Raw genomic sequence first — 12,525 nt, 5'->3', positions numbered from 1 at the left:
CCAGCCAGGCCCGCACGGCGTCGGAACCCGCCGCGACGGACGCGAGCACCTGGGTGCGCTGGGTCCACAGCGCCCAGTCCGGGGTGCTCTCCAGCAGGTCGCGCATCGAGAGCCAGCGGCCGGTGCGCAGGTCCTGGAGCGCCGTGCGTAACGCGTGGTCGTGGCCGGCCGGATGGTAGACCGGCCGGAAGTCACTGGTTGCCATCGGTGTGCCCCGTCCCCGGACGGCCGGCGGCGACGGAGCGGGGTGCCGGACCGAACGGCACGCGGCATGATCTGTGCGTCATGGATCCTCAAGGACGTGGGGGGTTGGGACAGCTCGGGCCGTGAACTGCCGTCAAGCGTCCGGTTGGTTGCTCGGCGGTGAGTGTAGGCGCCGGGCAGGCGCGATCCGGCGACTTTGCGGATCTTCCGCAAGTTGGCCCCATCCGCCGGACGTTGAGCGTCAGCAGGGCCCTCGGGCGGGAAGTCGGGGCGAGGGTTGACGCAACGGCTGGACTGCACGACTGTGGAGACCGGAACCGGATGATCATGTGTCAGCCCGCCGCGGGCGGACCGCACGACGGGAGTGTCGATGACAGGCGCCGTACTCGCCGTCGACCAGGGCACGTCCGGTACGAAGGCCCTGGTGATCTGTCCCGAACGCGGTGTGATCGGTTCCGGTTCCGCTCCCGTCCGTCCCCGGTACGGCGCCGGAGGGACGGTCGAGGCGGATCCCGCCGAACTGCTCGGCTCCGTGCTGGACGCCGGCCGGCAGGCCGTGGCCGCGGCGGCCGAGCCCGTCGTGGCGGTCGGTCTGGCGAACCAGGGTGAGACGGTCCTGGCCTGGGACCCCGCGACCGGCCGCCCACTCACCGACGCCGTCGTCTGGCAGGACCGGCGGGCGGAGGGCGTGTGCGCCGGGCTCGGGGCGTACGGCGAGGAGTTGCGGGCTCTGACCGGGCTGCCGCTCGACCCCTACTTCGCCGCACCCAAGATGGCCTGGATCCGCCGTGAGGTGACCCGGGAGGGGGTGGTGACCACCAGCGACGCCTGGTTGGTCCACCGGCTGACCGGGGCCTTCGTCACCGACGCGGCCACCGCGGGACGTACCCAGCTCCTCGGCCTGCGGGAGGTCGGCTGGTCGGCCGCCGCCCTGGACATCTTCGGCCTGTCCGACGAGCGGCTGCCCACCGTGGTCGACTGCGCCGGACCCGTCGGCACCACCACCGCGTTCGGCGGGGAGGTACCGGTGACCGGCCTCATCGTCGATCAGCAGGCCGCCCTGCTGGCCCAGGGCGCCCTCGAACCCGGGCAGGCCAAGTGCACGTACGGCACGGGTGCCTTCCTGCTCGCCCAGACGGGGAGCAGCCCACGCATCAGCTCCCGAGGTCTGGTGAGCTGCGTCGCCTGGCGGATCGGCGGACGCACCGACTACTGCCTCGACGGACAGGTCTACACGGCCGCCTCCGCCGTACGGTGGCTCTCCGACCTGGGCGTGATCTCCGGTGCCGCCGACCTCGACCCGGTGGGGTCGACGGTCCCGGACACGGGCGGAGTCGTGTTCGTCCCGGCGCTCGCGGGCCTCGCCGCCCCCTGGTGGCGCGCCGACGCCCGCGGCTCGGTGACCGGCCTGGGCCTCGACACCGCGGCCGGCCATCTGGTGCGAGCCCTGTGCGAGGGCATCGCGGCGCAGGTCGTCGCCCTGGCCGACGCCGTGGCGGCCGACCTCGGCCGGCCCCTCGCCACCCTGCGCGTCGACGGCGGCCTCACCCGCTCCGCCCTGCTCATGCAGACGCAGGCGGACCTCCTGCAACGCCCCGTCGAGGTCTCCGCGCTGCCCGACGTGACGGCGCTCGGCGCCGGCGCGGTCGCCCGGCTCGGTCTGGACCCGCGCCTGTCGCCCCGGCAGGTGACACCGCGGTGGCGGCCCTCGGCCGTCTACGAGCCCCGGATCGGCCCGGACGAGGCCGCCGAGCGCCTCGCGCGCTTCCGGACGGCCGTGGACACCCTGCTGGAGCGCACATGACGCCCACGGTCACCACGTCCGGGCCGCTCGCCACGGACGGCGGACCGGACGGCGCCGACGGCGCCGGCACGTACGACGTCACGGTCGTGGGGGCCGGTGTCGTCGGGGCGGCCATCGCCCGCGAACTGGCCGGATACCGCCTGCGCACCGCACTGGTGGAAGCGTCCGACGACGTCGGCGAGGGCACGTCGAAGGCCAACACCGCCATCCTGCACACCGGTTTCGACGCCGTGCCCGGCTCACTGGAGTCCCGGCTCGTACGCGAGGGCCGGGAGCAGCTCGCCGCGTACGCGGCCCGGACCGGCATCCCCGTCGAGCGGGTCGGCGCCCTCCTCGTGGCCTGGGACGACGAGCAGCTCGCGGAACTGCCCGCGCTCCTGGCCAAAGCCGCGCGCAACGGCTACCACGCGGCCCGCGTCATCGGCGCGGACGAACTGCGCGCGCGCGAACCGCACCTCGGTCCGGGCGCACTCGGCGCGCTCGACATCCCCGACGAGAGCATCGTCTGCCCCTGGACCCCACCGCTCGCCTTCGCCACCCAGGCCGTGCGTGCCGGCGTCCACCTGCACCTCAACTGCCGGGTCACGGGCGTCAGCGGTGACCCGGAGGGCCACACGCTCGGCACCTCGCGCGGCCCGCTGCGCACGCGGTACCTGGTCAACGCGGCCGGGCTGTACGCCGACGAGATCGACAGGCTCCTCGGCCACGAGGAGTTCACCGTCACCCCGCGCCGCGGCCAGCTCATCGTCTTCGACAAGCTCGCCCGCGGCCTCGTCGACCACATCCTGCTGCCGGTCCCCACCGCGGCCGGCAAGGGCGTCCTGGTCGCACCGACCGTGTTCGGCAACGTGCTGCTGGGACCCACCGCCGAGGAGCTCGACGACAAGACGGCCACCGGCTCCACCGCCGAAGGCCTGCGGCTCCTGCGGGAGAAGGGCCGCCGCATCCTGCCCGCGCTCCTCGACGAGGAGGTCACCGCCGTCTACGCGGGACTGCGCGCGGCCACGGGGCAGGAGGACTACCGCATCCGGGAGCACCCCGGCCGGCGGTACGTCACCGTCGGCGGCATCCGGTCCACCGGCCTCACCGCCTCCATGGCGATCGCCCGGCACGTCACCGGACTCCTCGAAGGCATCGGCCTGCGACTCGGCACCCGGCACGAGCTGCCGGACGTCACCATGCCGAACCTCGGCGAAGCCTTCCCGAGGCCATACCTGAGGGCGGACCTCATCGCACGCGACCCGGCGTACGGCACGATCGTCTGCCACTGCGAGCACGTCACCCTGGGCGAGATCCGCGACGCGCTCGCCGCCACCCTCCCACCGCACTCCACGGACGGCCTGCGGCGCCGCACCCGTGCCCGCGGCGGCCGGTGCCAGGGCTTCTACTGCGGCGCGGCACTCCGTGCCCTGTTCGAGGGGGATCGCACATGACCCGGACCGAACGCCAGGTCGACGTCCTGATCGTCGGGGCGGGCCCCGCGGGCCTCGCCGCCGGGGCGGAGCTCGCCGCGGCCGGCGCGGGGCACATCGAGATCCTGGAACGCGAGTCCGAGGCCGGCGGGATCCCCCGCCACTGCCTCCACGGCGGATTCGGCACCGGCCGCGCGGCGGCGCGGCCGCTCGGCCCATCCGCGCGGACCTACGCCCGGGGCGGGACGAGCGGGCCCGCGTACGCCCGGCAGCTCGTCGCCGCGGCCCTGCGCGCGGGCGCCGTCCTGCGCACCGGAGTCACCGTCACCGGCTGGGCGGGGCCCCGTACCGCCGACACCACCGGACCGGCCGGGCTGGAACGGATCACGGCCACCGCCGTCGTCCTCGCCACCGGAGCCCGTGAACGCCCGCGCAGCGCCCGGCTGATCCCCGGCACCCGGCCCGCGGGCGTCTACACCACGGGGGAACTCCAGCAGGCCGTCCACCTCCACGGCCGGCGGGTCGGGAGGCGGGCGGTCGTCGTCGGTGACGAGCCCGTCGCCCACGCGGCCGTCGCCACCCTGCGCGCCGCCGGCGCCCAGGTCGTCGCCATGGTCACCGACCGGCCGTCCACCCCGCTCCGGGTCCGTCACCCCGGCCTTCCGCTGCTCACCGGAGCCACCGTCACCGCCCTGCGGGGCAGGCCCCGGCTCTCCGGGGTGGAGCTGCGCCACGACGACGGCCGCTCCACCACCCTGCGCTGCGACACCGTCGTCCTCACCGGCGACTTCGTCCCCGACCACGAGCTGGCCCGGCGGGCCGGCCTCGTCCTCGACCCGGGCACCCGGGGACCCGCCCACGACCCCGCCCTCCGCACCTCGCGGCCCGGAGTCTTCGCCGCGGGAAATCTGCTGCACGCCGTGGAGCGGGCGGACTTCGCCGCCATGGAGGGCCGCGCCGTCGCCGTGCCCGTCCTGCGCCACCTGGCCGGCACCGACCTGCCCACGGCACCCGGGCGCCCCGTCGTGGTGGAGCCGCCCCTGCGGTGGATCGCGCCCAACGTGACGGGCCCCTACGGTGAACGGCCCGCGGGGGGCCGGTTCGTGCTGCGTACCGCACGGCGGCTGCCCCGGCCGCTGCTCCTCGTCAGCCAGGGCGCCCGTGAACTGCACCGGCAGCGGCTCCTGCTCCCGGCCGTCCCCGGCCGGCCGTTCCACCTGGCGGCGGAGTGGCTGGATCACGTCGATCCGCACGGCCCGCCCGTACGGGTCACCGTTCCGGGCCGCTGAGCGGCGGCCGCCGCCGGGCCCGGCCGCCCCCGCTAGGGGATGAGCAGCCAGTCCGCGCCGACGGCCGCCACCAGGCCGATGCCCAGCAGCCAGCTGCCGAGGCGCGTCCGGCCGTTCCTGCTCAGCTCGATCACCACTCCGCAGAGGATGAGCGCGAGCCCGTACACCCCGACCACCAGCACCGACGACCGGCTGGCGATACGCAGGGCCAGGACGACGCCCGTCACCGCCATGCCCACCGAGGAGAGGGCGACCCGCAGGCGCCGCGCCTGTCGGGGCGTCAGCCTGCGTTCCGCGGCCGTGGGCTCCGCTATGTCCTCGGGCTGCCGGTCCTGGTCCTGGTCAGAAGTGGTCATGACGCCGGATCGTAGTAGCTGCGCGTCCCGCAGACCGCCGGGCGGGGAGGAACGCCCGGTCCGATCATGCCACACGCGGCCGGGGGCCGGCCCGGGTGCGGTGAGGCGAGTGGCCGGCGTGCGGTCAGGCGATCGAGGCCGAGACGACCGCGGCCACCGCCAGATTGCAGCACGCCGTCACCCAGACCGCCGGATGGGGCTCCTGCTCCACCAGTGTCGCGCCGAGCCTCCCCGGCGTGACCAGGTCCACGACCAGGAACGCCACCGCCATCATGACCAGGCCGAGCAGCCCGAACGCGGCGGTCGACGCAAGGCCCTTGCCGAAGTCGTCGTAGGTCGTCCAGATCGACGTGAAGACGATGCCACCGATGCCCAGCAGCGCGGAGCTGAGCAGCAGGGCGGCGTTGCGGTTGCGCTCCTCCCAGATCTGGCGGCCGAGCTTGCCGGGGGTCAGGGCGTCGATCAGAAATATGCCGAGGACGAGCAGTACGACGCCGAGGGCCCCGTACGCGGTGGCACGGCCGAGGCCGTTGACGATGTCGGTCATCGAGGCGTTCGTCTCCTGAGCGAGTGGTTTCGAGGGCAGCACCTGACACGGGAGGCGTGACGGGCGTCAGGAAAGAGCAAAACCTATCGTAGTCAAGGCCGTTACCCGAGGTGGGCCCCAGGCCGCAGCCGGGGCGCCTCCGCCGCGGCGTCCACCACGTGCCCGCCTCCGGCCGCCTGCCCGGCGTCCTCCACCCGGCCCGCCAGCTCCCGCGCCCAGAGGATCAGCCCGCCCACCGCGATCCCGTGCGGCTCCGCCCTCCGGAAGGGCTCCAGCGCGGCGGCCCCCCGCCGGAGCAGCCTCGCGCCACCCGCCGTGTTGCCCCGGGCGGAGTGGGTGAGCCCCACCGCCATCTGGGCGAGGCCCCGCCACAACTCCCTCTCCGCGTCCGGTCCCGACTTCCAGGCGTCCTCGAACACCTCGTGCGCGTGGAACGGCATACCGGCGTCGAGCAGCCGCTGGGCCTCGCGCACCGTCTCGTCGGGGGAGCGCACCACGCCCTCGGGCTGGCGCTCCACGCCCGGAGCCCCGTAAGGCAGGGGGCGGCCCAGCCCGTCGCGGGGGCGCGCGTTGCGCGCCCGCCCTTCCCCGTCGCGGTCCCTGCGAGATTCGTCCACCCTCCGATTGTGCCTCGCACCTGCGGCGAACCCCGTGAACCCTGTCCCTGGGCACCCGCGCACGACTAGGCTCGGAGACCTCCGCAACCACCTTGGGAAGGGGAGGCATGAAGCCGTCCCGGCCGTTGTACGAGCGCGAACCGGAACTCGCCGCCGCCGCACAGGCGGTGGACGCCCTCTGCGGCGGGCAAGCGACCGGCGGGCTGCTGGTCTTCAGCGGCGAGGCGGGCATCGGCAAGACCGCCCTGCTCGGCGAGATCCAGGCCATGGCCGCCGACCGCTGCACGGTCTGGTCGGCACGCGGCGGCGAGACGGTGACGTCCGTACCGTTCCACGTCGTACGCCAGCTCCTGCAGCCCGCGCTGGACCAGTTCCCCGCCGACGAGGCCAGAGCGCTGTTCGGCGACTGGTTCGAGATCACCGCCCCCGCGCTGGGGCTGGCCGAACCCACCGGCCCGCAGCCCGACCCCCAGGGCGTCAGGGACGGCCTCGACCACGTCGTCTCCCGGCTCGCCTCCCGTCTCAGCCACCGGCCGCTGCTCCTCATGGTGGACGACGCGCACTGGGCGGACGGCGAATCGCTCGCCTGGCTCGCCGGCTTCACGGCACGCCTGTCGGAACTGCCCTTACTGGTCGTCCAGGCCCACCGGCCCCAGGAGCTCGCCGACCGCAACGCCGACTGGGAAGTGGGCCGTTCCCCGCACGACGGCGGCCTCGCGGGCCACCCGGCCCTCGTCCGGGTCGCCCTGCGTGCCCTCACCCCCGACGCCACGGCGGAGCTCGTGCGGGCCGCCCTCGGGGAGCACGCCGACGACCCGTTCTGCCGCGAGGTGTGGGCCGTCACCGGCGGCAACCCGTACGAGGCGGTCGAGCTGGTCGCCAAGGCGCAGGACCGCGAACTGCCCCCGGTCGAGGAGTCGGCCGGGCTGCTGCGCGAACTCGGGGCGTCGGCACGGGGCAGCGGCCTCGTCGCCCGCCTCGAACGGCTCGGTACCAACGCCAACCGCTTCGCCTGGGCCGCGGCCGTGCTCGGCACCGAGATCTCGCAGGAACTCGCCGCCAACCTCGCCGGGATGAGCCCGGCCGAGGCCGCCGACTGCACGGCGCGGCTGCGCGACGCCCGCATCGTCAGCGGCTTCGACCCGCTGGAGTTCGTCCACCCGCTGATCGCCTCCGCCGTCTACCGCTCCATCCCGCCCGCCACGCGCACCGCCTTCCACGGGCGGGCGGCCTGGGCCATCACCGAGGCCGGACTCGGAGCGGCCGCCGCCTCCCGCCACCTCCTGGAGGTGCACCCGGACGACGACCAGGAGGTGGTCGCCCAGCTCCGTGAGGCGGCGGGCCAGCACCTCGCGGTCGGCGCCCCGGAAGCGGCCAGGCGCTGCCTCGAACGCGCCCTGCAGGAGCCGCCGCGCCCCCACGACAGGGCCGCCCTGCTGTACGAACTCGGCTGCGCCACGCTGCTGAGCTCACCGCCCACCACGGTCCAGCACCTGCGCGCCGCCCTCGACACCCCCGGGCTCGACGAGACGCTGCGGGTCGACGCCACCTTCCGGCTGGCCGCCGCCCTGTCCCACAACAACCAGCTCAAGGAGGCGGCGCTCTCGCTCGCCGCCGAGGCCGCCCGTACGGCTCCCGGTCCCGGGCTGATGAGGCTGCAGGCGGCGCACTTCCTCTGGGAGGGGATGCAGGCCGCCGAGGACGACGGCCCCGCGCGTTCGGCCCGGCTCACCCGCAACGCCGGCCACCTCAAGGGCCGTGACAACGCCGAACGCGCCCTGCTCACCCTCCGGGCCTTCGACGCCATGCTCCGCGGGGAGGACGCCCAACTCGTCGTGGACCTCTGCGAACGGGCGCTCGTGAACGGCCGGCCCGCACGCGGGCTGAGCTGGACCGACACCGAGTGGGGCTTCGAACTGCCCGCGATGGTGGGTATCACCTACGCGTTCACCGACCAGCTCGACCGCGCCGAGGAACTCTTCGGCGAAGCCGTCCGCGCCTTCGAGATCTCCGGCTGGAGCGGGGCGCACCTCGCTTTCGCCCACACCCTCCTGGGGCTGGTGCACCGCCGGCGCGGCCGTCTCGCCGAGGCGGAGGGCTTCCTGCGCGAGGGGTTGCGGCTCGCCGACCGGGTCGGCAGCGGCCTGCCCGTCCACTGGGACGCCACCTGCCTGCTCGTCGACACCCTGATCGCCCGCGGGAGGACCGCGGAGGCCAGGCTCGTCGCCGACCGGTACTCCTTCGGGCCGCCGTATCCCAGCGCCATGGTCCTGCCGGACGCCCCGTGCATCCGCGGCCGGCTGCTGCTGGCCGAGGGCCGTACCGAGGAAGCCGTGGCCGAACTCGAGGCGGCCGGTGCGGCCCTCGAGCCGAGGGGCCGGTTCAACGGTGTCTGGGCGCCGTGGACCGGCGACCTCGCCCGCGCCCTGGCCGACACCGACCGGTCGCGGGCGGCCCAGCTGGCCGACCGCGCCCGGATCCACGCCGAACGCTTCGGCACCGACACCGCGATCGGTGAAGCCCTGCGCTGCGTGGCCCTGTTCGCCCCGCCCGAGGAAGCCACGCGCCTGCTGGCGGAGGCAGTACGGCACCTCGAGGCGTCGTCGTCCGCGTACGAGCACGCGGCGGCCCGCTTCGAGTACGGGGTGGCGAGCCGTTCGCGGAGGGAACTCGCCCGCGCCCAGAAGCTCGCCACGGCCTGCGGTGCCGAAGGACTGGCGACCCGCGCCCAGCGGATGCGGACGTCGATGCGGCCCGCGGAGTGAGGTAATGTTTGTCCTGCGCGGCCACCCGGTAAGTCCGGGGGGAATCGCATCGGGACGTGGCGCAGCTTGGTAGCGCACTTGACTGGGGGTCAAGGGGTCGCAGGTTCAAATCCTGTCGTCCCGACTGGAGACAGTCGCAGGTCAAGGCCGGTTTCGGAGAAATCCGAGACCGGCCTTCGCCATGCTCGGGGCTGGTCGTGACCGGAAGCGTCGATGCGCGCGGCGCGTCGGACGGCTCGCGCCCGAGGCAGCCCGGCGCGCGGGCCGCTCGTGCCGCCCTACGGCCGGGCGGACGGGCGGGTGGCGTCGGTGACGCGCTCGATCCGGTAGTAGTCGGCGACGCACCCTCCGGGCCAGTAGGAGCGCCCCTGCCGGCTGAACGGCTCCAGCATCTGGCTGATGACCAGCCGTTCGTACGGGAGCACCCTGGCGCCGGTGTCCGCCCCCTCGCGCAACCGCCGGTCCTGGGCGTCCCACCTCGTCGCCCGCTCCCGCAGGTCCGTGTCGAGGCCGAGCAACGCGACGGCCGGGCCGAAGCAGGCCAGGACGCAGAGCACCGCGCACACGGCCCGCAGGGGCGCGGTCCACCGCGCCCTCCGGCGGGCGGCCACGCCCAGCAGCGCCCCGGCGCCGACGAGCAGGGCCACGTAAGCCAGGAGGTAGTCGTTCCACAGCCGGCCGGCACCGGGGGAGCTCACCCGGTCCTGGAAGACCGGGTAGGTGATGACCGTGCAGAGGTAGCCGGACACGAGGAGCGCGGCCGCTCCGGCACAGACCGCCGACGGCCACCTGGCGGGCAGGGTGGGCGGGTCGCCGTCCGGCCGCCTGCACAGCAGGCCCAGGAGCACCCCCACGGCCACCGCCCCGGCGTAACTCCACGTGGTGAGGACCGAGTGGGCGATCTCCGCGAACCCGCGCAGCGACGCGGCGAGGGACTCCGGTGCCACCAGCGACGCCCTGCCCGCCCCGAAGCGTTCCCGCCGCGCGTTCGAGCCGGGCGAGGTGAGCAGCACCAGGGCCCCGGCCACCACCCCGGCGACCCCCGCCGCGCACCACAGGCGCACGAAGCGGCGGCCGGGCCCCGTGGGGGCACGGCCGCTGAGCAGGAGCGCGGTGACCAGGAGCACCGTCACGACGATCGCGGTCTCCTCGGACAGGGTGCCGAGCACGAGGCCGGCCGCGAGGACGCATGCCACGGCCGCACTCCTGCCCCGGCGTGAGCGGGCGGCCAGGAACGGGAGCAGCGCGGCGCAGGCCAGCACCGGCGGCATCGTGTGCGAGACCGACGCGGCGGGCCAGTAGAACGTCTTGTAGGTGTTGGGGGTGACGAACAGGAACAGGGCGGTCGACATCGCCGCGACCAGCAGCGGCAGCCCGCGTGGCACGGTGAGCCGGACGCGCCGCAGCACGAGGACCGTCAGGGCCCACAGCACCGCGAGCGTCAGCACGCCGCTGACCGCGCCGAACCACTGGTGGCCGGCGACCTGGAACTTCGCGTAGGCGCCGACCAGGACCGCGTTGGCGACACGGCCGTTGTCCTCGGAGTAGAACCGGTGGACGATGCCGGTGACGCCCTCGTCCCGTACCAGGGGGAGGAAGCACCAGTCGTCCGCGCCCGGCCGCACCGAGCGGCCGAACCACGCCGCCGCGGCGAGCAGGGCCAGCGGCGGCAGGGACAGCGCGATCAGCCGGACGGAGGTCCGGGCGCGCGGCCGGGGGTCCGGACCCGGCTCGTTCCGGCCACTGTCCGCCTCCCGCCGTCGCGTGCCGTCCGGCCGCTCGGGGACCGAGGACTCCGGTGTGCTGTCCGGCACCGAGTTCACCGTTCCTCGGGTGAGGGGAGGGGGCGGCCGTGTACCGGCTCGCCCACGGGCGGTTCCGCGCGCCGGGCGGCCGCCCCAGGTGAGGGGGCCGGCCGGCGGCCCGACATGATCGCCCACCGGGCCAGCAGGAAGGACACCGGGGTGACGAGCACCCCGGCGGCGAGGGCGGCCACGTTCTTGTCCATGCCGAGGCCGCTGACCGCCCCGTACAGGAGCGCGCCCGACGCCACGATGTTGACCGCGCTCGACAGGGGGTAGCGCACGAACGCGTGCCACGTCGGCCTGGTGCGGCAGGTGACGTAGGAGTTGAGCAGGAACGAGCAGACGATGGCGACCGCGTAGCCGAGGACGTGAGCGGACAGGTAGGGGATCCGGCGGTTCAGGACGGCGTACACGCCGAGGTACACGGCCGTGTTCACACAGCCCACCAGGACGAAGGCGGCGAACTGGCGCGCGGTGCGGATCCGCGCGCCCGCCGGATCGTCCGGCTCGCCCGGCGTCGGGGGAGGAGGGGCGTCCGGGGGAGCCGGGCAGTTCTCGTCCGTCTCCCGCACCACGTAGGGCGGGCGGTGCTTGGCCTCGTGGTAGATGCGCCCCACGTATTCGCCGATGACGCCGAGCGTGACCAGCTGGATTCCGCTGAGGGCCACCACCGCGGTGAGCAGGGTGGCGTAACCGGGGGTGTCCGCCCCGTGCAGGACCACGGTGGCCACGGTCCACATGGCGTAGGCAAGGGCCGACAGGAAGACCCAGAAGCCGGTGTAGATGGCCAGACGGAGCGGGCGGTTGTTGAACGACAGGAGCCCGTCGATCCCGTAGTTCAGCAACCGCCTGCTTCCCCACTTCGACCGCCCGGCGACACGCTCGCTGTTGCGGTAGCGGAAGCTCACCGTGTCGAAACCGATCCAGGAGAAGATGCCCTTCGAGAAGCGGTTGCTCTCCGGGAGGGACAGCACGCTCTCCACCGCCCGGCGGGACAGCAGCCGGAAGTCCCCCGAGCCGTCGAGGAGCTGCACGTCCACGCAACGGCGGACCACCGCGTAGTAGGCGTGGCTGAGCGCGCTGCGGACCACGCCCTCACCGGACCGGTCGCGGCGCGGGATGACCTGGTCGTAGCCGTGGCGGTGCAGCTCGAGCATGCGGGGGATGAGCTCCGGCGGGTGCTGGAGGTCGGCATCCATGATCACCACCGCCCGGCCCCGGGACATGCGCAGACCGGCGAGCATGGCGGCTTCCTTGCCGAAGTTACGGCTGAACGCCGTGTAGCGGGTCCGCACGTCCCGTACGGCGAACGAGTTGAGGAGCAGGCGGGTGCGATCGGTGCTGCCGTCGTCCACGTAGCAGATCTCGAAGGTCTCGCCGAGTCCGTCCAGGACGGCGACCAGGGTCGCGTGGAAGGCCCCGATGCCCTCGGCCTCGTTGAAGCAGGGCACGACGACCGACAGCTGAAGGCCGGTCATGCGGCACCTCCGGGACGTCCCTGGACCAGGACCTCGTTTGCGGATCGCTCTGCTGCACCACCGCCGCCCATCCAAGGGCGAGGGCCCTCCTCTTCTCGTCCGCACGCGCGGGCCGAGGCGCTCTTTCGCACGAACGGCGCAGGGGAGCACCCGTTGGCCGGGCCACCGGAACCGGATCGCGGGCCCGCTCCGGTCAGGGGCGCGTACCGGGCCGCCGCGCGGCGGCGCAGGGGCGTGCGGGACGCGCC

At 74.5% G+C, this 12,525-nt stretch carries 9 protein-coding genes, 1 tRNA gene and 1 pseudogene; 5 read left to right on the top strand and 6 right to left on the bottom strand.

Annotated features, from left to right (window positions below; genetic code table 11):
* Nucleotides 1-205 (bottom strand): annotated as a pseudogene (locus ABZ371_RS19925) (hypothetical protein); the annotation flags it as partial.
* Nucleotides 206-574: 369 nt separating this feature from the next.
* On the opposite strand from ABZ371_RS19925, the gene ABZ371_RS19920 reads away from it, so the two are divergent.
* From ABZ371_RS19920 to ABZ371_RS19910, 3 genes are read left to right on the top strand one after another with little or no spacing between them, the layout of a single operon-like run.
* Nucleotides 575-2,008, top strand: coding sequence for an FGGY family carbohydrate kinase (locus tag ABZ371_RS19920; protein WP_358681216.1), 1,434 nt, complete (start codon nucleotides 575-577; stop codon nucleotides 2,006-2,008).
* Nucleotides 2,005-3,441, top strand: a complete 1,437-nt coding sequence (locus tag ABZ371_RS19915; protein WP_358681213.1) for an FAD-dependent oxidoreductase — start codon at nucleotides 2,005-2,007, stop codon at nucleotides 3,439-3,441. Before ABZ371_RS19920 ends, ABZ371_RS19915 begins: the two co-directional genes overlap by 4 nt.
* Nucleotides 3,438-4,709, top strand: coding sequence for an FAD-dependent oxidoreductase (locus ABZ371_RS19910; protein WP_358681210.1), 1,272 nt, complete (start codon nucleotides 3,438-3,440; stop codon nucleotides 4,707-4,709). The genes ABZ371_RS19915 and ABZ371_RS19910 overlap by 4 nt, the downstream gene beginning before the upstream one ends.
* A 32-nt stretch (nucleotides 4,710-4,741) precedes the next feature.
* Here the strand turns inward: ABZ371_RS19910 and ABZ371_RS19905 are convergent, their stop codons facing one another.
* The 3 genes from ABZ371_RS19905 to ABZ371_RS19895 all read right to left on the bottom strand — a co-directional run bounded on the left by ABZ371_RS19905 (nucleotide 4,742) and on the right by ABZ371_RS19895 (nucleotide 6,229).
* Complete coding sequence (locus ABZ371_RS19905; protein ID WP_358681207.1) at nucleotides 4,742-5,065, bottom strand: hypothetical protein; 324 nt, start codon at nucleotides 5,063-5,065, stop codon at nucleotides 4,742-4,744.
* Between the two features lie 124 nt (nucleotides 5,066-5,189).
* A complete protein-coding gene (locus ABZ371_RS19900) occupies nucleotides 5,190-5,612 on the bottom strand; it encodes a DUF350 domain-containing protein (RefSeq protein WP_358681204.1) in 423 nt (140 codons plus the stop codon).
* 101 nt (nucleotides 5,613-5,713) lie between these two features.
* Nucleotides 5,714-6,229 (bottom strand): DUF309 domain-containing protein, encoded by a 516-nt coding sequence (locus tag ABZ371_RS19895; RefSeq protein ID WP_358681201.1) that lies wholly within the window; start codon nucleotides 6,227-6,229, stop codon nucleotides 5,714-5,716.
* A gap of 107 nt (nucleotides 6,230-6,336) precedes the next feature.
* Here ABZ371_RS19895 and ABZ371_RS19890 point away from each other — a divergent pair, with 107 nt between their 5' ends.
* Both ABZ371_RS19890 and ABZ371_RS19885 read left to right on the top strand, forming a co-directional pair.
* Complete coding sequence (locus ABZ371_RS19890; protein ID WP_358681198.1) at nucleotides 6,337-8,994, top strand: AAA family ATPase; 2,658 nt, start codon at nucleotides 6,337-6,339, stop codon at nucleotides 8,992-8,994.
* Nucleotides 8,995-9,044: 50 nt separating this feature from the next.
* Nucleotides 9,045-9,118: transfer RNA gene (locus tag ABZ371_RS19885), tRNA-Pro, on the top strand.
* A 154-nt stretch (nucleotides 9,119-9,272) separates the two neighbouring features.
* On the opposite strand, the gene ABZ371_RS19880 is transcribed toward ABZ371_RS19885, so the two are convergent.
* Both ABZ371_RS19880 and ABZ371_RS19875 read right to left on the bottom strand, forming a co-directional pair.
* On the bottom strand, nucleotides 9,273-10,808 hold the full coding sequence (locus ABZ371_RS19880; RefSeq protein WP_358681195.1) for a DUF6056 family protein: 1,536 nt from the start codon (nucleotides 10,806-10,808) through the stop codon (nucleotides 9,273-9,275).
* Between the two features lie 5 nt (nucleotides 10,809-10,813).
* Nucleotides 10,814-12,277: a glycosyltransferase gene (locus ABZ371_RS19875; RefSeq protein WP_358681193.1), complete on the bottom strand. Its 1,464-nt coding sequence runs from the start codon at nucleotides 12,275-12,277 to the stop codon at nucleotides 10,814-10,816.
* Nucleotides 12,278-12,525: the final 248 nt, after the last annotated feature.

It is taken from the genome of Streptomyces sp. NPDC005899 (assembly GCF_040629645.1).
Classification (GTDB): Bacteria; Actinomycetota; Actinomycetes; order Streptomycetales; family Streptomycetaceae; genus Streptomyces.
This window is presented reverse-complemented; position numbering and strand designations above follow the sequence as displayed.